Here is a 20,724-nt window from a genome sequence, read left to right on the forward strand (position 1 = left end):
ATCTAGGGATAGCCCTAACAGTAAGGATTAAGGGAGATAATGAATGAACCTAATACGCTCTAATATCAAGCTTCTCATATTCCTGAGTATATTGCTTTCATCCTTACTTAGTGGATGTGCAACTCAGGAAGACCAGACTAACGCTTCAAATACTAACTTTGATCATGAACTTTATGATGGTAAGTCAACGCTGGGCTTAAGCGGTGATTTCCCGCCAGCAACACCGGAAGAGGCGATGATTCGTGGTGACAAAGCCTATTTAGAAAAAAATACAGACCTTGCGCTCTACGAATATATTCGAGCTCTGAGTTTTCCAACTCAAGATAAAGCTGATCAAGCTTATTATAAAATAGGCTACATACACCAACAGCGGGGAAACTCTGAATTGGCGAAAATTGCCTACAGCCGAGCCGCGCTTATCGATGAGAATAATATTCAATATGCCGCATCCGCGGGGATCATGGAATTAAAACTCGGGGAGCGTGATAACGCAAAGCAACACCTTTTACGTACCATCCGAATGGATCAACAACGGCAAGGGAAGGCGGATTGGGATCCTAATCTGGATACCTTTGCCAGCCAGCTGAGTATTGACAAATCTTCGCCATTTAGCGCCTACATTGCACTAGGTATTATTACCGATTTAGATGCCCGTCACGACCAAGCCCAGCTGATATATCGTAGCTGCCTGCGAGTGGACGGCAAATCACGTTCAGCCCTGACCAACCTCGGCTATTCATATTATCTTAGCGGAGATACCAGACAGGCAGAAATCATCAATAAACGAGCAACTATCCTTTACCCTGATGACAAGCGTGCGTGGTCAAATTTAGGTTTGATTTACATTCGTAGCAAGCGCTATGAAGATGCTCTTGACTCACTGCAGCACGTAATGTCACCGGCTGAAGCACTCAATGACATTGGTTATTTCTCGATGCTTGAAGGCGATTATGAGGCCTCTGTCAACTATTTAGAACAGGCGATCAATGCCAGCCCGACGTACTATGCCAAGGCTTATCAAAACCTGAAGCGTGCAAAGAAACTTCAGATCACCGCTCCTCCGGTTAAACTGACAAATAAGTGGGGTAATCAACAAACTCAGGCAACCGTTTTCTCCATTAGCGAAAGAATTGATGCGGAATAAATTCAGCCTATAGCGACAAAACTCTATGAGGCCTAGTTCCTGTGGCACGCCCCGTACTACAGGAACTAGCTTCACTCCTTCATGCAGTGCTATTCGGGATAGTGATTTCAACAACCTTTCGGCAAACATACCTCAAAGGTGTTGCCTTGCGGGTAATCCGGCTGAAGCAGCTGTAACTGCCCATCGTGGAAATTAACAATATCGAGTACCACTGACATACCTAACCCTGCACCATCGCCTTGTTCTGAGTGGGCGCGGAAAAACTTCTCGAAAATCTTATGATGAATAGACGGTGGGATTGATACGCCGCTGTCTGTAACTTGTACTTTTACCCAGGATCGTTCTGGCAGACTGTCAGTCTCCGTGACATTGACTGAAATGACGCTTCCTGCGCCTGAATAACGCACGGCATTGTCAATCAGGTTACTAAATAAGCTCAGTAACAATGTCGGGTTACCTTTTATCACCATCTTGTCTGGACCATTGAGTGATAACGTTTGCTGTTGTTTTAATGCAAACGGTGCGAGTCCTGAAATCGCATCCTGTAAGCAGGTGATCAGGTCAAACGGCTCGAATTGAATATCATGACGAGACTCAATGCGCGATAACATCAACAACTGCTGAATTAATCGGTCACTACGCTCAATACCCGCAAGAACCTGCTGTAAGTCAGCGTGTAATTCGTCCTTATTTCGGCTATTAAGCGCATTTTCTGTATTCAGCCGCAACACTGCCAATGGTGTTTTCAGCTCATGAGCTGCAGTATGGGTGAAGCGTTTTTCCCGTTGCCAAGCTTTATCTAACTCACTGAATAACGCATTCAACTGAGCAATTAATGGATTCAATTCTACGGTCGGATTAGGCACAGAGATAGAATCCAGCTTATTGATACTACGCTGAGCGACGGCTTGCTTTAGCTCTCTGATTGGACGAAGAAATTTGTTGGATAAGATCACAATAACCAGCGCCAACAGTGGGATCAAAACCAATTGGGGAACAACCGTAGAAAGAGCGATATCATCCATTAGCTCATCCCGTACCGATCGTTTTTCCGCCACCAGCAAATACGCAGAAGTGCTATCGCCTGATAACACTGGTACCGCAATGAGAAAGCTACGCCACGCTTCTTCTGCCATGTCAAAGTCTATATAACCCTGCGCGGTCGAATGGACAAAGAGCGATACAGGTGCCCCCGGCGAGCGTAACAGCAGGCTCCCTTTTTCATCAAACACCTGGAACATCAGATTCTGTTCATAGGCATGTCCGTATTGGGTCGGGGTATCGTCACGACCCGCAGCTTGAATCTGAATGCCACTGTACCAGTCAGCATAGATCTTGGTTTGATCCGGAAATGGTTCATTGAGCAAATGTTTCATACTCAGCGCTAAAATCTTTGCGGACTGGCCTAGTCGGGCATCATAAATTTCATTGATTTCATGGCGGGTTTCATAAAAAGTCCATACCGTCGAAATTATCACCAACAAACTGGCAACCACTGTCGTGGTGATAATTAGTCGTTTCGTTATAGAAAATTCAGCGCTCAATGATATACCCCACGCCCCGGATATTTTTGATCAGATCGTTTCCTATTTTCTTTCTAAGGTTATGGATATGAACTTCGATGGCATTATCACTGGCGGATTCGTCCCAGCCATGCAGGCACTGTTGCAGCTTTTCTTTACTCAATACCCGTCCGGCCTGGGTGGCCAGTGTTGCTAAGATCTTGAATTCATTTTTAGTCGTCTTGATGGGCTGATTACGGTACTGAACTTCGTTGGCGTTTAGGGAAATAGAAAGCTCCCCTATTTCAATACATTCCTCGACACTTCCAGCCATACGGCGCACTAAGGCCCGCAACCGCGCCAGTAACTCTTCCAGGGCGAAGGGCTTAACCAGATAATCATCAGCGCCGCCATCTAAGCCCTTAACACGATCATTAATACCATCTCGGGCAGTAAGGATCAGAACAGGAAGTTTATGGCCGGCGTTTCGCACCTTTTTCAGAACTTGCAAACCATCAATATCCGGCAAGGTTAAATCAAGGATAATGGCTAAAAACTCTTCGGTATTGAGCGCGACTTCAACACCCATTCCCTGCCGGAGCCAATCGACGGTATAGCCATGGCGGCCAAGCGATGCCACCATGGATTCACCCAACATAAAATCATCTTCTACCAGCAAAATCCGCATGCTTTATTGCCATTCCTTATTGTAAATCATTCAATCGGTTACTAATTTCTTGCTGTCGACCTCGGTCTGCTAACTCACGGTTTAACCGGGGTTTGGCCTGTTGCGCTTTTTTAAGATAGGCCACAGCCTGCGCTTTTCGTCCGTCTTCAGCCAGAAAATCACCATAAAAATAATTAGGGTCGATGCCATTAGGGTTTATTGCCAATGCTTTTTTAAGCATGGTTTCCGCCATATCATCATCGCCGAAGCCAATCGGCCATCCCGGTACTTTGTAGTATAGCGAACCCAAACTGGTAAATGCTGATCCATCAAGCACTTCTGGCTCTTTATTGATCACATCTTCCAATAGTTTCTTAGATTCTTTCACAAGCGACAACGCACCTAGCCCCCCTTTCGCACCGGCCAGACTGCTTTTATTGATCGCTAACCACACCTTTAAATCATTCCGGCCCGGATCTTTATTCAATGCTGTTTGATTGTCAGTTATCACTTGTTCAAAGCAGGCCACTTTGTTGTCTTTATTAAACACGTCGTACTGACATTTTGACCACTGTTGTTGAATATCTTCCAGCGTAGCAGCCGCAACACTGGCAGACAGGCCGAATGTGCAAGCAACGGCAATCGTTGACAACAATTTAGTCGGTTTACATTTGAGGTCATACATAGCAAATATCTCCTGGCTTACGAGTGTTTACTGACAAACTCAGTAATCGTGGCATGTTGTTTACGGATTGCTGCTGACACTACTCTGGGCAGCAGGTTATTAATTCGGACAAATATTTTTTCCGGCCACCCCAGCCATGTCACGGGCTTTTCTTGCGTCAGCGTAGTTATCACTTGCTGAGCCACCCATTCTGGCGAGTCGGTTTTATTTCCCAGGGCCTGATTCATATCTTTGACCCGGAGATCGTTACTGGCTGTCTGTGTCGCCCGGGGGGCAATAAAAAGCACCTTGATTTCAGTACCTTCTAACTCTCGGTTCATCGCTTCACTAAAACGATGGAGGGCCGCTTTCGTTGCGCTATAGACACTGTATCCGGGGTAACCTATCCCACCGAAAGTCGACCCGATGTTGAGAACAATACCCGGACGTCGGATCCACTGAATGGCCTTTTGGGTTAATAAAATCGGCGTAATAACATTAAGGCTGACTTCGCTTTGAATTGACTTTGCATCTCGCTGTGACAAAAAAGCAAAGGTGTTGATCCCGGCATTATTTATGACGACATCAATGCCCCGTCCTTCGGTTCGCCATTGCTTGCATGTATGATCCAGTTCGCTCATTCCTTCTGTCGTTAATAAATCTACGGCAAGGATCTGGTGCTCGCTCGGACGCAGTAAGCTGGTTTTTAATTCGTTCAGGGCTGCTTCTTTCCTGCCCACCAGCAATAGATTGGCTCCTTGTTCAGCGAGAGCCAGTGCCAGAGCAGAGCCTATCCCCCCACTCGCTCCGGTCAGCAGAATGTGTTTCGCTTTCAGTTCCATAACATACTCCTGTTATCTGGCTGGCTTATGCTGCATTTGCCGAACGGGCGTGAACTGGCTGACTCAAGCTGTGTAGCATCTCGCCATACAAGCGGAAAACCATATTGGCACCGTCGATGACGGATTGCTGATCAACCGGATCATCAATCTTATTCATCAGGCCTTCAAATAGTTTGATATGTTCCTGATCTAACGTGCTGTGAGATGTCAGGTAAACCATGGCTTTATCGGGTAACCCTAGTGTCGATTGGATCATTTTGGCCATCTGGCCACCAACATTGACACTGGTTCCTTCCAATACCCAGACCATACCGAAAAATGCCATGGGATTACGGCGATCTATCTGGTGATACAAATACGCCACCATCAGCTCTATTGGTGCACACATCCGCCCTTCACCCTGGTTGTGTTTCACTGAGTCGGCATCTGCCTGACAGGCTCTGATATCGTCCAGGATCCATTCATGGTGTCCTTTCTCTTCTTCGATATATTCTGCTAACGCCTGACGTAACCACTCATACTGTTCAGGTAAACGAGAGCCGCAACCCATCAGTAACGGCACGGTATGCTTTACGTGGTGGTAAGCCTGTGTCAGAAATGCCGTATAGGTTTGCATGGTGATCTGTCCCTGCGCACAAGCTTCAAAAACAGGGGCACTGTACATGTAAGATTGCGCATCGGCAGTCTGCTGTTTCAGGACATTAAAAAATGAGGGGCTCTGAGACATAGCATTTTCCTTTTCAAAAAGTTCATTATGGAAATAATCAGCAATAGCATCTCGTCGCGGCCGACCGTTGCTGGTCATCAGGCCGGGAATTGAAAGCAGGGGATCTGGCGATACGACAACATGCTGTATTCGAGCATAATCGGGTAATCCGGCGTTCAGCCGTTCAATACCGGCTTCAATCAAGTCGGGACGCGAGCTAAATACCACCGCAGCCAAGGCGTCTTTTCCTTCCCCGAGCACCACAAATTGTTCGAGTCCGGCAATGGTCTGTGTTTCCGATTCAATCCATTCCGGTGAGATATTCCGGCCGTACGCCGTGATCAGCTGGTTCTTTTTGCGGCCAGTGATATGCAAAAACTGCTCGCTATCGATATAGCCTAAATCACCGGTTGCAATCATCTTCGAAGAGCTGGTTTCACCGGCATAACCCAGCATCGCCGATCCAGCCACCATCACTTCGCCGTCATCTTCAATGCTGATCTGACAGTGAGGGAGCACTCGGCCGCAACTACCTGGTTTCATGGCTCCCGGAAGGTTCAGGCTGACAACAGATCCACACTCTGACAACCCATAGCCTTCATAGGCTGGAATGCCTGACTGGTGCGCCTGTTGTAACAAAGCGGGCGAGACTTTTGCCCCGCCGACCGCGACAAATCGCAAGGATTGGATCAACCTCGGCGCTTGGCCAGCAATGCGGACGAGCGCCGTTAACAGTGCCGGCGTTACCACTAAGCTTTGCGGTTGGTACTTCGCCAGAGCCTGGGCAAATACGGCTCCCTTAAACTGGCTGGAGCCGGTGAGTCCCAACGCTTCACCTCGTACAATAACGCTGGTTGCACCCAACAACAGAGGGATATACAAACCGGTGACATTTTCAAGCAAGGTAGATAAAGGCAGTAACACCATATGACGTTCGATGTCGGTGCCTGACGCCAGCAGCGATGCCGATAAAACATTGGCGACTTGTTCTAAATGCGTCTGACTCAGACAAACGCCTTTAGGCTGCCCGGTTGACCCGGAGGTAAAAGTGATTTTTGCCGTCTGTGCAGGCAGCGCCAAGTCATGCACAGCTTCTTGCTCAGAACAATATTGATAAAGCGGCAACCCGGCAATCCGGCTAATTGGGTTTTCCTTATGGTTCCCATCATCCAATACGCCTTGCCAATCGCCACACACTGCATCAATCCGGGCTGAAGCTAACAGATGTTTCACCTGAGCGGCAGAGAAAAACATCGGCACTGGCACTAGGGTAATATTGGCTTTCATTGAGGCCAAATCTGCGATAACCCAATCGAACCCGTTCTCAGCCCGTAATGCTATACGTTTGCAACCGCTACTGATTATCTGTTGTTCGGCTCGCTCGACTTCAGCCAGTAACCGGGCGTAACTCAGCTGACAGGGTTGATGCCCTTCTGCGTCATCTTTTTCCCACTCTTCACCAAGCAAAGCAATCTGGTTTGGACGTTCAATGGCAAATCGGTGTAACGCTTCGATGATCCCTTCCATCGTTAACTCCTTTTCTCTGCATCCGTCAACGACAGTTGCGGTAACGATATGTTCTGTAACGACAGAGGATTAATAAGGCGATCCCGTCTCTCTATCTGGCCGTTAAAGCGGGAAATACGATGATTTATCATTGCCAGTCCATCCTCTAGGTTTCCTGCCGAAACTCTTGGCTTGCTGTGGTAATAACGGCCCCACACGGCATCGGCATCAGCGATATAAGTCGGATCCGCATCCATCAGAGAATGGGGTTTCAGGCCCATACGATTCATCATGGCGTACAGAGGACCGGTCGCGGTGAAAATGCACCAGTGATACCCTTGCTCAAGCAGCAGGTGGATCATCGCGGAAAAATGTACAGGAGCCATTCCGCAAGAAAATGAAGCCAGTTGACCGAATTCGATGAGTGAATCACGGGAAATGCGTCGTTGGAAATGCGTCGACATCAACACTTCAGCGGGTTGAGAAAGATATTGCTCCAGAAATAGCGGCTCATCTTTGGCAAGGCGATAGCCACAGACAGAAACCAACGCCTGCTGATCATCAAACAAGGCCACCAGGTAAGGCATGAATTCACAGATCGTCGCCTGAAACGCTTGCTGATACCGATGCGAGATATAATATTCTATTTCGCGACGGCGCGGATGGCTGACATCGGCCACCACTATTTCATATTGAGAAAGTACAGCTTGATAGGCTTGCATAGCCACCCCCGAATAGACTCTCGATAATCTACCCGCAAGCCTATAGGGGGAAACTTAAGAAACCCTTAAGAGAAGAAACTTCCGGCAAAAATAACGACTTAATTATAAAAATGAGACAAAAAAAGCCTCGAATAAACAAAGCTTATTCGAGGCTTTAAACAAGGCAACACTATGAATGAATAGTGACCCTTATTAGCATTGGGCTAATAACGTTACCACATCAGATCATCAGGGATGGCGAAGTCTGCGTACGGATCATCTTCTTCCACCGTTTGTTCTTCAACAATGTTATTCAGGACAATACACTCATCATCACGCTGGGCTATTTTATCGGCAACAACACCCGGGATAACTTCATAGCCATCAAGGTAACGAACAATCGCCAAGCGACCTTTCACTAGCTGATCTTGAATGCTCTTATCAACATAAATCTTCTTAACCAGTGAGCCGTCTGTAAAGTTATAACCAATATCGCCGTGCTTACGGTCAATCCGGTTCATCTCAATAAGTTGTTTAATCTGAGATGCAAAAGCTTTTTTTTGTGCTTCTTCGTCTCGTTGACGGTTTAGCTCTTGATCCTGAGCCAATTGCGCAGCTTTTTTTTCTTCAACAGCCGCTTTGGCCTCTCTTGCCTGAACGCGCGATTTCTTAGATGTCTTCGCCGCTTTTTTTAATTTCTTTTTGTCAACAAGACCTGCTTTCAGCATTTGCTCTTGTAAGCTTAGCTTTGCCATTTTGACTCCATTATGGTGACAATTTATATCAATTGCCCCTATTATCGCTGGCGAAAGAGAAACGGGTCAAGGTTACATTCAATTCCGTAGCCAAGTAACCTCTAAATGCAAGGCTCAGCACTGCCCTGACTCTAACGCTGGAATGGATAAACAGAACCAAGATGTAGAATTTGCGTTAACTCATCTAAAGCACAACGAGACTCATCCAATAAACAGGGATCAGTCAGATCGGCTTCCGAGAGACTATCGCGATAATGATCATCAACCCAGGTATTCAGGCGGCTAAATAATTGATCACTCATCAATGTCGACTGATTAACGGCTTTCTGCTCTTGCTCATTAAGAACAACACGTAAACGCAAGCATGCCGGACCACCACCGTTTGCCATACTTTGCTTAAGGTCAAATACACGCACCTGATCAATGCCTTTCTTCGCTGCCAGGATCTGCTCTACATGGGCCCAAACTCGCGGATTTGAACGGCACTCTTCAGGCAGAACTAACAAGGTCTCGCCATTAGGCAGTTCTAACAGTTGCGAATTAAACAAATAGCTGGTCACCGCATCATCAATCGAGACCGCGCTGGTTGGTACCTCGATAATGGTAAAATCCCCCCCAACTCTGGACTGCAAATCCTTATAGACAGACTGCTTATTTAAAAATGCCTGTTCATGACAAAACAGTATATTTTTATTACCCACCGCAATAACATCATTATGAAAAACGCCCTGATCAATAACATCTGGATTCTGCTGGGCAATAACAACATTTTTAGCGGTTAGCTGATGCAGACGCGCAACGGCTTCACAAGCCTCAAACGTATGACGGGCCGGATACTTTTTCGGCGCCGGGTGACGACTATCAAACGCATAACGACCAAAAACAAAGAACTCTATCCCCTGCTCACCATATTGATGGCAAAAACGTGTGTGGTTTGCTGCACCTTCATCGCCAAAATGTTCAACCGCCGGCAGTGCCTGATGATGAGCAAAATGGTCAGGATCGGCAAAAGTTGCCTGCAAAATACGTCCTGTCGTTTCGTGTTCGATCGAACGATGAAATTTATTGGTCAGGTTAGCCGGGGTGAAATGGACTCTTCCATCGGCGGTATCCGCTGACGGAGAAACCGTGGCCGCGTTGGCTGTCCACATACTTGATGCTGAACAGCAAGCCGTCAAAACTTTTGGGGCCTGCTTTGCTGCCTGCTCTATCACGCGCTGATCACTGCCTGTAAACCCTAAACGGCGCAGTGTATTAATATCGGGACGTTCCTGAGGTGCCAATACACCTTGCACTAACCCCATATCGGTTAATGCTTTCATTTTCGCCAACCCTTGCTTGGCCGCCTGCTTAGGACTAGACGCCCTCGCCTGGTTTTTCTCTGAAGCGACATTGCCAAAAGAGAGCCCACTGTAGTTATGAGTCGGACCAACCAACCCATCAAAATTCGCTTCACATGCTTTCATAGACACTCCATGTTTGTTCACCATCACTCAGACAATAACAAAACAATCACACTTGCAACAGAAATCAAACAAATAACTCAACCTTCAGTTATCCGGATTTTTCTGATTATGGGCGATTGATCTGTTTTAAAAGCATTTCTTACAATGATATTCTGGCGCAATTACATATTCTCAACGCCACGGACCTGTTATTGTCACAATAACGGATTGATAAACCATAAACCTGCGCAGCACCGTCTAGTAAAGAGTACAGCAGGCAAAAAGAAAGCGCCTGAAAGTATATTAATTATCACAGTAAGTGACAGCTCATGGATCCAACAGTAGACCAATTGCCTTGAAGACTATTATGTTCTGGATTTGCTGTATCTTGTTGTCAGCCAGCGCCATTGCGTTGACTGATAGCGAAGAGTTAAAGCAAATCAACAAAGTCGCACAATTTTACGGGGAGCGTGCTGGAAAGCGTGTGAATGCGTGGCACCAGTTAATCAATGACATTGCGACCACTGACGAAAGCGCCAAACTTGCAGAGGTAAATAGCTTCTTTAACCAACTGATCTTTATCGATGATATCAAGTTATGGGGAAAAACTGACTACTGGGCCACCCCTCTAGAATTTCTTGGCGCGGCGGCCGGAGACTGTGAAGACTTCAGTATTGCAAAATACTTCACACTTCGTGAACTTGGCATTGCCGATAACAAGCTCCGACTGGTATATGTAAAAGCGCTAAATTTAAACCAGTTTCATATGGTGGTAGCCTACTACCCTACCCCTTCGGCGGTACCTTTGCTACTTGATAACTTAAACGGCGACATCAAGCCCGCTAATGAACGCCCGGATCTACTGCCTATTTACAGCTTTAACGGTAGCAAGCTCTGGCTGATGAAGCAAAAAGGACAAGGACAGTTGGCCGGGAATTCTTCCCGTTTAAGTTTGTGGAATGATTTACGTCAGCGTTCAACCCACATCCAACTACACCGACCAAACATTAACTTTGATAAGTGATCACAATGACACTATACAGACAACTTTTGATATGGATGCTGGTTGTATTTTTTACACTCATCACCTCCGTGTTTGTTATCCAGTTTCATACCACGAGAGATTTTCTTCGCGAACAGCAATCGACCGAAATGGATAATGCTATCAGTGCTGTCGGTATGGCGCTGTCTCCTTATCTGGAAGCTGACGATAAAGTTTCAGCCGAGTCCATTATCAATGCAACTTTTGATGGCAGTTTCTACAGTGCAATCACCCTGGACATGTTGCAAGATAATACCGAGTTGAAGCGTAGGTACCCATCAGCAATTTCAGGCGTGCCGGAATGGTTTCGTAATGTTATTGCCATTCAGCCAATAACGAAATCGACCACACTGACTAGTGGCTGGATGCAACTGGCAACCCTTTCTGTGACCAGTAGTCCGGCTCATGCTTATATCCAGCTATGGAAAGCAACCGTGCAGCTGGTTATTGGTTTTCTTCTGACCTTCCTGTTTGGCGCAGTGGTTCTGGCTATTATTCTGTCGAAAGTCTTAATGCCATTAAAATCGATTCAGCGCCGCGCCAGAGAAATGTCTGATAACCAATTTGGTCAGCCTTTATCTGTTCCCCGTACCCGCGAGTTGAGTGATGTGGTTCTCGCCTTTAACTCAATGAGTAATCAACTTAAAATGCATTTTGAGCAGCAAGCTCAAGAGGCCGACAAACTCCGAATACGCGCCTATCAGGATCCTGTTTCTGGCCTGGCGAACCGTAGTTACTTGATGATCCAGCTCGGATATTGGCTCTCTAACCCTCCGGAAGGAGGGGTTGCCCTGTTAAAAGTTGACCAGATCACCGATTGCTATGCTCAAGAGGGCTATGAAGCGGGTGATAAATTCGTGCAGAAACTCGCGGTTCGGCTGAAAGAACTGGCAACGGATGATTACACGATCGCACGCCTGAACCAGTCGGAATTCATGCTCATTGCCCCGAACATTACGGCATCAGAGCTTAAAATGATTGGCCGCTCTATGCTTAACATGACCTCATTAGATGCAGCCCCTGTACAAGCTGCTGTGGGTCTGGTGATGCGCCGTGAAGACGACAATATCACAACAATTCTGGCTCAGGCTGATAACGCCTTAATGCAGGCAAGACAGCAAGCACAAGAGCCTTTGGCACTGTTTGATATCGTGCCACCATCAGCACCGGGTAAACGGCAATCAGCTATGGGCAAGCAGCAATGGAAAGCAGTAGTAGAAGAAGCGATCGCCAGCAAACTATTTAAATTTAACTATCAAAAAGCCGTCGACCATGACGGAATGCCTCTGCACCAGGAAGTCTTTGCCTATATTCAGAAAGGCAAGCAACGTTATTCCGCAGGCCAGTTCCTCGGCGCAATTGAACAGCTTAACGCGGGTGCTCCACTCGATATGCACATTCTTGAGCAACTGTTCGATAAGCTTGCAGCCAACCCAGAACTGGGGCCAATTGCCGTTAACATTACCCAAAACAGTGTCAACGATACTGGCTTCATACACTGGTTATCGAATAAGATGCAATCCTGCCAGGCTTTGAGCAGCCGTATCCTGTTTGAGTTACCCGAGATTTGCTTCATTAAAAACAGCGATGATGCCGGCCTGTTATGCGAGATCATTCATCAGAATAACTTCCGTTTTGGTATTGATAACTTTGGCCACAACTTCAGCTCCATCGGGTATCTAAGCAAGTACCGTCCGGCTTATGTCAAACTGGATTTCGCCTACACCAGTCAAATTGACAACCAGATAAAAGCAGACGTACTGGCTTCCATTACCCGCACGGCTAATAATTTATCGATCACAACCATCGCATCCAGAGTGGAAACAATAAGCCAGCAAGAGAAACTGGCAGAGTTAATGGTCAGAGGTTTCCAGGGCTATGTTGTCGATAAGATGAATAGCGAAAAAACGGTATAAAAGCCATGACTGTCACCCAATCACCTCCCGCAACTGGTAGGTGATTGGTTTTTTAATTGTAACGAAGCCCTCTCTCTTGTTGTCCGGCGCTACAGATCCCATTCCACAACATGCCCGTCACCATAGACACCGTCACTATAGGCAGGGGTATAATTAATGAAGATGTTATTTTTCGCGATCGGCACCAGCTCTGCGACAGTGTTAGCGATTAGCTCTAGCATCGCCTTAATCTGATCTTCGGTATTAAAATTTGGTGCGATAAGATCGATCAGCACCGGATGGCTATTGATAGGTTGAGTCTGGGTTACTTTACCGCCATGCGCATAATGACCCGCAGACAGATATTCCCAGGTGATCATAATATGATGAGGTTCAATGCCGGTCGCATCAGACATTGCCTGTGATAGATTACACACGACCTGAGAAACATTGACCTCATGGTCAAATAGAAGCGATTTCACTCTGATCAACGGCATATTCTTTCTCCCTTTACAGCGCCGGTCCAAGGCTTAATCAGGCTATCTAAGCAGTACTAATCCAACATCTTTATCGCGGTACAAAACCAACCATAGTTATTATCTGGGTTGGTATTCGCCATACTGGTGAATATTTGACAGCCCAGCCAATCTTAATAATATGGTAATCATAAAAAAGTGCACACAGAGTTTGCTTATAAAACAAAAAAACGCCTGCAAGTTTGCAGACGTTTTTCTTAGTCAGAGGCATTAAAGCGACTAGCTCATCACCAAACAAGCCTTCAACGCCTTACATTTCATCATGACACTCATCGCAATCACAGCACGGGTTAATAACCCGTTCGGCACAGGTATATGGCTCGACATGAATGATCACATCAACCACTTCATCTATCTGTTTTAGAATATGGCTCTTAAAGTTTTCAGTGATCGTATGGGCCTTATCGACACTCATCACCGGATCCACCAACAAGTGGAAATCTAACAAAATTATACTGCCTGTACGGCGGCTACGAATGGCGTGAACTTCACGAATATCACTATCCTGCAAAGCATAACGCTGAATTTTAGCTTCAATCTCACTGTCTGCTTCGGCTTCTGTGATTTCCACTATTGCAGGCCACAATATCTCGAAGGCCGCTTTCAATATCATTGCAGTAACCAGCAGAGCGGCAATCTGATCAAGATAATACAAATCAGGTACAAAGTAGTTTGCAATAACAGCGACAGCAACAGGTAATGAACTCAATGCATCTGAGCGGTGGTGCCAAGCATTAGCATACAAAGCACGACTATTAATTTTCTTAGACTGAATCACTGTCCAACGATACAGAACTTCTTTCACCAGAATAGATGCGACAGCGGCCCAAAAGGCCAGCATTCCAGGTGTGGTATTTGATTCCTGGCCAATCGAGTCAATGGAATTCCAGCCAATCCCTATCCCGACAACGGCAAGCAGTATGCCAATAAATATATTGGTCAGGGTTTCAAAACGTCCATGCCCGTACGGGTGCTCTTTATCGGCAGGTGCGGTCCAGTACCTTGAACCAATCAAGATTGCCGTATCAGTCACTAAATCTGAAAAACTATGGACACCATCGGCAATTAAGGCCTGGCTGCCTGTCAGTTTACCTACAGTGATTTTTAACAGTGCTAATGCAACGTTAGCTATTGCTCCAATCCATGTGACTCTCTGAATCAGTCTTACCGGTGTATCTGACATAAATTCTTCTCAAAACAGCTTATTACAACATAGTGGTCTCAAACTACTTCGCTATAAAGTCCGTAGCCGAAATCATCATAGCGAACTAAGGTTTAAAGTCCATCGTTATCAAATGCCTTGTGCGGTAGCTTTCACGCTTTTTAAACGGGTACTAAACAGTCCTGAACGTGACTAAACACCGATTGGTATTACCTCTGTACCTAACGGCATCATAATCCTGTACCATTATTCAATATTACAACACAACATATGGGATGTGTTTTATATAAAAATCCGATTTTATAATAATTCTGATTAATAACACTTTACATGTATTTTGTTTATCATTTTAAATAATTCGTTATTATTGTTTTCTCTTGCAGAGGCTATGAAAACAATATTGGATAGCTCTTTAAATTCTCAAGAAAACCTTGCTGACGTCACATATTTCGAATAACGGTTATGAATTCAAATTGTAATATATACGTATCCTTCCATAATACTAATGCGTCAATATAAAGATATTGATTTAATAAAAAGGACTTTTTATGAGAAATATCACTGATTTTATAGAGCAGCTTGAAAGAGAAAAAATCCCTTTCAGCATCTGGGTATATTCCAGTAATGGTCATTATAGTCAGTTTGGCACTCAAGTGAGTAAACCATGTACATCCCAACTACAAGAAACAATCGACCAGCGCTTACAAATCATTGTAAAAATGCATAATGATGGTGCTTTTCTGTTGTTACCTGAAGTACATATGGTAGTACCGGTGAATTTTCATGATGGTCAAATATTCTCGATAAATATGATACAAGCTGCATAACTGGCAGTTAAATTTGCTCACCTTCTTTATATATTTAGGTATCAATAACGATTAAGAAAAAACAGGCTAGGTTTTTTTGAATGTCCTAATAATAAAGATGATAAATAAACAGACCCTTAGGGTCTGTTTCTCATTAACAATAAATTCACATACAATCACTTAACAACAATTTATAAAAATCAATTATTCACTTCAACTTTTATATTTTCAGGTAAACTAACCACCCCCATTTTAATAAAAAGTTTCCCATATTCATCGACTATTCGATAAAAGAGATTAATTTCGCAAAGTTGAAATCTTTCCCCCCGGTATTCATATACTCCTACGACAAATATGCACAACTGGCTTATTGATGATGTCTAAGTCTATATGATCAGAAAAAATCTGCCATTTTCGCAGCCTGATTTGGCATGCTTTATTTCCCGTATCCTAACCTTCGTTAAACTGGGGTTACTGCCGTCTAACACCTTAACTTCAGCGAGCCCATTTCGCTCTGACCTTGAGTCTTCCGGCACTTTCTAGGTTGACCAAATTAATACCAATAGAGAAGCCCCCCGATCACAACATCATGTTTTTGAAAAACTCATGTCGACATAAACTTGAGCCAGCGACTTAAGTCCAGCAAAATACACTTTTGATAATTGGTTTTCTGAGGAACATACAGCAAATGGAACATATCGAGCCACAACTCAAAAAATACGTGCAACAGATGATGGCAACCGATCCTGCTCATGATCTTAGCCACATTGAGCGGGTTGTGGTGGCCGCTAAGCAATTTGCCCACCAGGAAAACGCCAAGCTTGAAATTATCATTCCTGCCGCCTGGCTACACGATTGTGCTTCACTGCCGAAAGATCACCCTCAGCGTCATTGTGCATCGCGCTTAGCGGCAGAAGAAGCTATCCGTTTTTTGCGTTCTGTGGGTTATCCCGAGCAATACTATGCTGACATCAGACACGCCATCGAGGCACATAGCTACAGTGCAAATATACCGGTAAGAACATTAGAAGCCGCCATAGTGCAAGATGCCGATCGCATCGATGCGTTAGGAGCGATCGGTATTGCGCGCTGTATTCAGGTCGGTACCTCTTTCAATGCAAGCCTGTATTCAGATGAAGACCCTTTTTGTGAAACACGTGTTTATAACGATAAGCTCTTTACGGTTGATCACTTCTACACTAAACTGTTTAAGTTGCAGGATACGATGAACACCGCAGCGGCAAGACAAGAAGCCGTTAAGCGAACTGAATATATGAAAGGATTTTTGACGCAGTTACGTCATGAGATCAAAGGCTAAAATTCATCGAATAACTATCACGAAAAAATAAAGGCCATTGATACGGCCTCTATTAAGATGAAAACAGCTGATAGAAAAATACTACTACGAAGACAGCCTGATTACTTGTCTAATACGGCGTTAAAACGCTCAAAGCCTTTTTCAAGATCACGGATCAGATCATCAGCGTCTTCTAAGCCGATATGAAGACGCAGCATCGGGCCGGCAAAGTCTTTCTTCTTCGCTGTACGCAGCGCATTGATATTCTCATTCGCCAGGATCAGGCTTTCAAACCCCCCCCATGAATAACCCATACTGAAATGTTCCATACCATCAAGCAAAGCCGTTAAGGCTTGGGTATTTCCTCGTTTTAAAACCAAAGAAAATAGCCCGTTGCAACCTTTAAAATCACGCTTGTAGAACTCATGCCCCTCACAGCTTTCAAAAGCCGGATGACGCACATGATCAACTTCTTCGCGCTCTGACAACCACTGAGCAATTTTAAGACTACTTTGCTCATGTTGCCTCAGGCGTACTCCAAGCGTACGCAAACCACGCATCGCCAGGTACACATCATCAGGAGAAGTACACTGCCCCATGAGGTAACTGCTTTCGCGTAGCTGGTCCCAGCAACGTTCATTGGCCGTTGCGGTACCCAGCATGACATCAGAATGACCCACTATATATTTCGTTGCAGCTTGAATTGAAATATCGACACCATGCTCAAAAGGCTGAAAGTTAATTGGAGATGCCCAGGTATTATCCAGCATGACAACCAGATCCTGCTCATGAGCAATACGTGCAAGCGTCGGCACATCTTGTACTTCCATCGTAATGGAACAAGGAGATTCAAGAAAGAGTACCGTCGTATTCGGGCGGATCAGCTCACGAATACCTTCGCCAATCATGGGATCATAATAGGTAGTTTCCACCCCCATTTTATCTAGGATCTTGTCGCAAAATTCACGAGTGGGCTCATAGGCACCGTCAACCATCAGAATATGATCGCCGTTTTTCACAAATGACAGAATCGCGTTAGAAATCGCCGCGGTACCACATGGATACAAAGCACAACCAACACCACCTTCCAGTTCAACCATCGCATCTTGAAAAGCGAAATGGGTATTAGTGCCCCGGCGACCATAAAACAGCGCTTTATTGGCGCGGTTAGCCGTTGCATGCTTCATTTCTTTGACTGAATCAAAAACAATTGTCGATGCGCGGCTTACCGGGGGGTTGACCAAATGCTGAGTCCATTTCTTCGATCGTCCAGCGGTGACAATTTTTGTATCTAGTTCTTTTTTACCCATGATAAACCCAAATATCCTTTTAAGTTGCTATAGCAACGACGTTAACATACTTATACCCAAAGTACCTCAAGATGCATAGCTCTGGGAGAATTCAGACAGCTCTTATGATCTCAGTATTACCAGCTACCTAAGGCCTGCTTTTAGGGTAGAGCTGGATAACATTATCATTGATACTGTTTGATGGAATCTTCGCTAGACGCTACATCTTGAGACGGTTTGGGTATATATTGCCGTAACTAAAATTAAATACAAAACAGGGAAGCTATTATAATGACTCAGCAAAATATCGCATTTATCGGACTCGGCACTATGGGCTTCCCAATGGCGGGACACCTTGCCGATGCAGGTCATCATGTTATTGTTTATAACCGCACGACAGCAACAGCAGAAAAGTGGCTTAAAAGCCATCACGGCCAACTGGCTCTGACTCCGGCAGAAGCGGCAAAAGAGGCGGATTTTGTTTTTACCTGCGTCGGTAATGACAGCGATGTTCGCCAGGTGTATATCGGTGAAAATGGTATTCTATCAACCATTCGACCCGGTACTATCCTGATTGATAACACCACCGCATCCGCTGAAGTTGCACGTGAAATTGCACAAGCCGCCAAAGCGGTTCAAGCCGATTTTCTTGATGCACCAGTTTCTGGCGGTGAAGCTGGCGCAGTCAACGGATGCCTGACGGTAATGGTCGGTGGTAACGCTGATGTGTTTGAAAAAGCCAAGCCTGTTATCGAATGTTATGCAAAAGCCAGCACCTTAATGGGCGATGTTGGCTACGGTCAAATTACCAAGATGGCAAATCAGCTTTGTATTGCAGGTATACTACAAGGTTTGTCTGAAGCGATTACTCTGGCTAAATCTGCCGGACTGGATATTGAAAAAATGACCGATGTACTGAAACACGGTGCGGCAGGTTCATGGCAGATGGAAAATCGGGCTGTCACGATGGCACAGGACAAGTTTGACTTTGGTTTCGCCATTGACTGGATGCGTAAAGATCTCGGCATCTGCTTTGATGCAGCAGAGAAACTGGGGGTTGATCTGCCACTGGCTAAACAAGTTGATGAAAAGTATGCCGAGCTGCAAAAGCGCGGCTTTAATCGCGCCGATACCTCAGTACTGATTAAGCAGTTTGATCAACAATAAACACGCTCAAAAAGCATCTATTTATATAACGAGGAAAATAATAAGCCGTCACTATCAATGACGGCTTAAATATCAGCTCATGATCAATAGCTCCTCCGCAGGAGCTATAACAGATGAGTAAAATTACAGCGTAATAAAAATACCCGCTAGCGCAGCACTCATCAGGTTAGCCAGGGTTGCAGCCAATACCGCTTTGAAGCCAAGGTTTGCGACATCGCCGCGACGCTCAGGAGCCATCACCCCGATAGAACCAATCTGAATCGCTATCGAGCCAATATTAGCAAAACCACACAGGGCAAAAGTAATAATAATCTGGCTCTGAGATGAGAGGGTTTCCTTCACATTAACAAAATCAAGAAATGCGACAAACTCATTCAGGATCAATTTCTGACCAATGAATGCACCCGCTTGCAGCATTTCACTCGCAGGTACGCCAATCACAAAGGCCAGAGGCGAGAAGATATATCCCAGAACACCTTGCAGTGTCAGGTTGCTCATACCAAACCATTCACCAACCATTTCAAGACCAGCATTGGCCATTGCGATAACACTGACAAAAGCAATCAGCATCGTACCGATAGCAACCGCGACTTTCATCCCGTTCATGGCACCCGCAGCCAGTGCATCGATTGCATTGCTATGCTCGCTGGTTGCCATTTCAATATCCGTTTGCTCAACGGCAACGTTTTGCTCGGGCACCAGGATCTTAGCCATTAGCAAACTACCCGGCGCGGCCATAAAACTTGCAGCAATCAGATATTTTAAATCAACACCAAGACCAGCATAACCACCTAGCACACTGCCCGCGACAGAAGCCATACCGCCAGTCATTACGGCAAAGAGTTCTGAACGGGTCATTTGAGGAAGAAAAGGTTTAACCAGAAGCGGTGATTCGCCTTGAGAAAGGAAGATATTGCCCGTTGCAACTAATGATTCTGCACGGCTGGTACCCAAAAACTTCTGAATGCCACCACCGATCACTTTGATCACCCATTGCATCACGCCAAGATAATAAAGAAGAGAAATTAAAGCACTGATAAAGATAACAAGAGGAAGGACGCGAATTGCAAAAATGAAACCGGACGTTGCAAGATCACCAAACAGAAACTTGATCCCTTCATCCGCGAACCCCAGTACGCTGGCGATACCACGGCTCATCGCCCCCAACGCTTTTTGCCCAGCGGGTACATACAGTACCAAAGCGGCAAAACTTGCTTGTAAGAACAAGGCTCCGCCAACGGTGCGCCAGTTAATCGCTTTACGGTTCTCGGAAAAGACCCAAGCGCACACTACCAGTACCAAAATACCGGCCATACTAATTAACAACTGCATTATTTCGTCCTACTGCTTTTCTTAAATGGATATCGAAAAATGAAGGTGTTACTGCTTGTTGTCATTGGGGAACATAAGCTTTCAGGAAAAAAGCAAACATAGGAGGGATCCAAGCAATAACGCTTAGACAATAAGGATCTGTCCGCCCAAACAAACAACATACAAGTCACCTTGATAACAAGCTAAAAATCATGCCGGTCCAACTCCGTGGGTCGTTCACATTTCCCTGGTGACAGCTTGTAACTAAGGTGGCTGAACTCAATGGT

General features: G+C 45.4%; 18 protein-coding genes and 1 pseudogene. 6 read left to right on the forward strand and 13 right to left on the reverse strand.

Annotation, left to right across the window (positions count from 1 at the left end; translation table 11 throughout):
- Positions 1-43: 43 nt before the first annotated feature.
- Positions 44-1,144 carry a tetratricopeptide repeat protein gene (locus AC2204_RS07870; RefSeq protein ID WP_318924967.1) on the forward strand — a complete coding sequence of 367 codons (1,101 nt, stop codon included), beginning with the start codon at positions 44-46 and terminating at the stop codon, positions 1,142-1,144.
- A 107-nt stretch (positions 1,145-1,251) separates the two neighbouring features.
- Here the strand turns inward: AC2204_RS07870 and AC2204_RS07875 are convergent, their stop codons facing one another.
- From AC2204_RS07875 to astB, 9 genes and pseudogenes are all read right to left on the reverse strand, one after another.
- Positions 1,252-2,688 (reverse strand): ATP-binding protein, encoded by a 1,437-nt coding sequence (locus AC2204_RS07875; RefSeq protein WP_318924968.1) that lies wholly within the window; start codon positions 2,686-2,688, stop codon positions 1,252-1,254.
- The gene (locus AC2204_RS07880; protein WP_318924969.1) at positions 2,678-3,334 is read right to left on the reverse strand and encodes a response regulator; all 657 of its coding nucleotides are present in this window, start codon (positions 3,332-3,334) and stop codon (positions 2,678-2,680) included. The genes AC2204_RS07875 and AC2204_RS07880 overlap by 11 nt, the downstream gene beginning before the upstream one ends.
- A gap of 16 nt (positions 3,335-3,350) precedes the next feature.
- Positions 3,351-3,998, reverse strand: a complete 648-nt coding sequence (locus AC2204_RS07885) for a tetratricopeptide repeat protein (protein WP_318924970.1) — start codon at positions 3,996-3,998, stop codon at positions 3,351-3,353.
- Positions 3,999-4,015: 17 nt separating this feature from the next.
- Entirely contained in the window at positions 4,016-4,819 is an 804-nt protein-coding gene (locus AC2204_RS07890) for an SDR family oxidoreductase (RefSeq protein ID WP_318924971.1), read from the reverse strand.
- 25 nt (positions 4,820-4,844) lie between these two features.
- A complete protein-coding gene (locus AC2204_RS07895) occupies positions 4,845-5,546 on the reverse strand; it encodes an iron-containing redox enzyme family protein (RefSeq protein WP_318925037.1) in 702 nt (233 codons plus the stop codon).
- A 468-nt stretch (positions 5,547-6,014) separates the two neighbouring features.
- A pseudogene (locus AC2204_RS07900) lies at positions 6,015-7,052 on the reverse strand (AMP-binding protein); the annotation flags it as partial.
- A gap of 2 nt (positions 7,053-7,054) precedes the next feature.
- Positions 7,055-7,753 (reverse strand): thermostable hemolysin, encoded by a 699-nt coding sequence (locus tag AC2204_RS07905; protein ID WP_318924972.1) that lies wholly within the window; start codon positions 7,751-7,753, stop codon positions 7,055-7,057.
- A gap of 212 nt (positions 7,754-7,965) precedes the next feature.
- Positions 7,966-8,487: a DUF2058 domain-containing protein gene (locus tag AC2204_RS07910; RefSeq protein WP_107283239.1), complete on the reverse strand. Its 522-nt coding sequence runs from the start codon at positions 8,485-8,487 to the stop codon at positions 7,966-7,968.
- A gap of 131 nt (positions 8,488-8,618) precedes the next feature.
- Positions 8,619-9,953 (reverse strand): N-succinylarginine dihydrolase, encoded by a 1,335-nt coding sequence (gene astB, locus AC2204_RS07915; RefSeq protein WP_318924973.1) that lies wholly within the window; start codon positions 9,951-9,953, stop codon positions 8,619-8,621.
- 346 nt (positions 9,954-10,299) lie between these two features.
- On the opposite strand from astB, the gene AC2204_RS07920 reads away from it, so the two are divergent.
- Both AC2204_RS07920 and AC2204_RS07925 read left to right on the forward strand, forming a co-directional pair.
- Positions 10,300-10,956: a transglutaminase-like cysteine peptidase gene (locus AC2204_RS07920; protein ID WP_318924974.1), complete on the forward strand. Its 657-nt coding sequence runs from the start codon at positions 10,300-10,302 to the stop codon at positions 10,954-10,956.
- A 5-nt stretch (positions 10,957-10,961) separates the two neighbouring features.
- The gene (locus AC2204_RS07925; protein WP_318924975.1) at positions 10,962-12,890 is read left to right on the forward strand and encodes a bifunctional diguanylate cyclase/phosphodiesterase; all 1,929 of its coding nucleotides are present in this window, start codon (positions 10,962-10,964) and stop codon (positions 12,888-12,890) included.
- 89 nt (positions 12,891-12,979) lie between these two features.
- Here AC2204_RS07925 and AC2204_RS07930 read toward each other — a convergent pair whose 3' ends face one another.
- Together AC2204_RS07930 and AC2204_RS07935 are read right to left on the reverse strand one after the other, a co-directional pair.
- Positions 12,980-13,366, reverse strand: coding sequence for a tautomerase family protein (locus AC2204_RS07930; protein WP_318924976.1), 387 nt, complete (start codon positions 13,364-13,366; stop codon positions 12,980-12,982).
- 289 nt (positions 13,367-13,655) lie between these two features.
- The gene (locus tag AC2204_RS07935) at positions 13,656-14,588 is read right to left on the reverse strand and encodes a cation diffusion facilitator family transporter (protein WP_318924977.1); all 933 of its coding nucleotides are present in this window, start codon (positions 14,586-14,588) and stop codon (positions 13,656-13,658) included.
- Between the two features lie 527 nt (positions 14,589-15,115).
- Here AC2204_RS07935 and AC2204_RS07940 point away from each other — a divergent pair.
- Positions 15,116-15,394 (forward strand): hypothetical protein, encoded by a 279-nt coding sequence (locus AC2204_RS07940; protein WP_318924978.1) that lies wholly within the window; start codon positions 15,116-15,118, stop codon positions 15,392-15,394.
- 667 nt (positions 15,395-16,061) lie between these two features.
- Entirely contained in the window at positions 16,062-16,691 is a 630-nt protein-coding gene (locus tag AC2204_RS07945) for an HD domain-containing protein (protein ID WP_318924979.1), read from the forward strand.
- Between the two features lie 101 nt (positions 16,692-16,792).
- Here AC2204_RS07945 and AC2204_RS07950 read toward each other — a convergent pair whose 3' ends face one another.
- Positions 16,793-17,980: a cystathionine beta-lyase gene (locus tag AC2204_RS07950; protein WP_318924980.1), complete on the reverse strand. Its 1,188-nt coding sequence runs from the start codon at positions 17,978-17,980 to the stop codon at positions 16,793-16,795.
- A 270-nt stretch (positions 17,981-18,250) separates the two neighbouring features.
- Between AC2204_RS07950 and AC2204_RS07955 the strand changes: the two genes are divergently transcribed.
- Positions 18,251-19,126 (forward strand): NAD(P)-dependent oxidoreductase, encoded by an 876-nt coding sequence (locus AC2204_RS07955; protein WP_318924981.1) that lies wholly within the window; start codon positions 18,251-18,253, stop codon positions 19,124-19,126.
- Positions 19,127-19,249: 123 nt separating this feature from the next.
- Here AC2204_RS07955 and AC2204_RS07960 read toward each other — a convergent pair whose 3' ends face one another.
- Positions 19,250-20,458 (reverse strand): NupC/NupG family nucleoside CNT transporter, encoded by a 1,209-nt coding sequence (locus AC2204_RS07960; RefSeq protein WP_318924982.1) that lies wholly within the window; start codon positions 20,456-20,458, stop codon positions 19,250-19,252.
- Positions 20,459-20,724: the final 266 nt, after the last annotated feature.

The sequence above is a fragment of the Photobacterium sp. genome (genome assembly GCF_057456235.1).